Below are 1112 nucleotides of genomic sequence, written 5' to 3' on the forward strand. Positions count from 1 at the left end.
AATAACGCTTCCATTTCTTCTTCGTAAAAGAATTGCGGAAGATATTTTTCTTTTTTCGGATGTACTAATTGAACAAATGGATTAATAATGTTCTCATCAAGCGTCATCCAATATTCATAGAAAGTTCTTAACGTTGAGATTTTACGAGAAACAGATGTTCTTTTCAAATGATTTGAATATAAATAGCTCAAATAATTTCTAGCATCTCTGTATTCAAAAGTTTTCAACTGTAAATGTTCTTGTTCTAAAAATTGATTAAACTGAATTAAGTCATCTTGATATGATTTCAATGTATGTTCCGAAAAATTCCGTTCAACTTTCAATGTATTTAAAAACGCTTCTTGAATATGATTCAATACATTTACCCTCCATCAATAAGAATTGTAGCATATACAGCAAAGGGCTTACAGTAATTTGATAATCAATTCTAAATCTTTTGAGAATTAAATAATTGTAACTAATCGGAAAACCTGTTAATTAGAATACCTCTTTTTTAAATTAATTACTAAAAGTCTTTATTAATAGCCTTGCCATTTATTATTTCATTGTCTTTTAAATAAAGTTTATTTAAAACATTCTCTTACATGTTACATCAATCAACTTATTGCGTGTTATTTATTTAGATATTTTTTTGAATACGAATTCTAAATTGTCAGAAATACGTAACAATTCCAAAATTAAAAAGACTAGGATAAGTATTTTCCATTTAGAAAGTCATTACTTACTCGTTGATGACTTAAGAATGAATAGCATATCTAGTCTTTCTAACTATTTTATAAAGTTTTTTTGAAATTTTCTAAGTAATCCAAAGCTCTATTAGCTTGTGCTTCATAGCGTTCTTTTTTATCTTTAATTCTAGTTTCTAAAGATGGTAATAACCCGAAGTTAGCATTCATAGGTTGGAAATTCTTATTGTTTTTAGCATGAGAAATATAGTAAGCCATACTTCCAATCATAGTTTCTCTCGGAAATACTACCTCACCTTTGCCTAATATTTTATGCGCAAGATTGATACCTGCAACTAAGCCGCTAGCTGCGCTTTCTACATAACCTTCAACACCAGTCATTTGTCCCGCAAACTGTATGTTTGGTTGTGAAATCAATTCATATTT

Annotated in this window: 2 protein-coding genes; both read right to left on the reverse strand. The window is 28.4% G+C overall.

Going from position 1 to position 1112, the window contains the following annotated elements; translation table 11 throughout:
* The coding region (locus IDG60_RS15460) for a site-specific integrase (RefSeq protein WP_206160886.1) at positions 1-356 on the reverse strand (356 nt) is incomplete at its 3' end.
* A 417-nt stretch (positions 357-773) separates the two neighbouring features.
* Positions 774-1112 (reverse strand): FAD-dependent oxidoreductase (locus IDG60_RS15465; RefSeq protein ID WP_206160887.1); only part of this gene is annotated, 339 nt, incomplete at its 5' end.

It is taken from the genome of Staphylococcus sp. EG-SA-2 (assembly GCF_017152085.1).